The sequence below is a fragment of the Streptomyces sp. JHA26 genome (assembly GCF_002005565.1).
GTDB lineage: Bacteria > Actinomycetota > Actinomycetes > Streptomycetales > Streptomycetaceae > Streptomyces.
In genome coordinates, this window is record NZ_BDJC01000147.1 from 1 (window position 1) to 1,084 (window position 1,084).

Genomic DNA, 1,084 nt, shown 5'->3' on the forward strand with positions numbered 1-1,084 from the left:
TCCCCCTGAACTGGCGTCCAGAGTTCACAGTCTCCCAGCTATCCTACACAAGCCGAACCGAACACCAATATCAAACTGTAGTAAAGGTCCCGGGGTCTTTCCGTCCTGCTGCGCGAAACGAGCATCTTTACTCGTAGTGCAATTTCACCGGGCCTATGGTTGAGACAGTCGAGAAGTCGTTACGCCATTCGTGCAGGTCGGAACTTACCCGACAAGGAATTTCGCTACCTTAGGATGGTTATAGTTACCACCGCCGTTTACTGGCGCTTAAGTTCTCAGCTTCGCCCACCCGAAGGTGAGCTAACCGGTCCCCTTAACGTTCCAGCACCGGGCAGGCGTCAGTCCGTATACATCGCCTTACGGCTTCGCACGGACCTGTGTTTTTAGTAAACAGTCGCTTCTCGCTGGTCTCTGCGGCCACCCCCAGCTCGGAGTGCAAGACTCGTCACCGGGTGTGGCCCCCCTTCTCCCGAAGTTACGGGGGCATTTTGCCGAGTTCCTTAACCATAGTTCACCCGAACGCCTCGGTATTCTCTACCTGACCACCTGAGTCGGTTTAGGGTACGGGCCGCCATGAAACTCGCTAGAGGCTTTTCTCGACAGCATAGGATCATCCACTTCACCACAATCGGCTCGGCATCAGGTCTCAGCCGTATGCAAGGCGGATTTGCCTACCTTGCGGCCTACACCCTTACCCCGGGACAACCACCGCCCGGGCTGGACTACCTTCCTGCGTCACCCCATCACTCACCTACTAACCGCTTGGGCCGGCGGCTCCACCACTCCCCTCAACTCCGAAGAGATCAGGGCGGCTTCACGGCCTTAGCATCACGATGCTCGATGTTTGACGCTTCACAGCGGGTACCGGAATATCAACCGGTTATCCATCGACTACGCCTGTCGGCCTCGCCTTAGGTCCCGACTTACCCTGGGCAGATCAGCTTGACCCAGGAACCCTTAGTCAATCGGCGCAAACGTTTCTCACGTTTGTATCGCTACTCATGCCTGCATTCTCACTCGTGAACCGTCCACAACTACCTTCCGGTGCTGCTTCACCCGGCACACGACGCTCCCCTACCCATCA

At 56.7% G+C, this 1,084-nt stretch carries 1 rRNA gene; it reads right to left on the bottom strand.

Going from position 1 to position 1,084, the window contains the following annotated elements:
* Positions 1 to 1,084 (bottom strand): 23S ribosomal RNA (locus tag JHAT_RS33435); the annotation flags it as partial.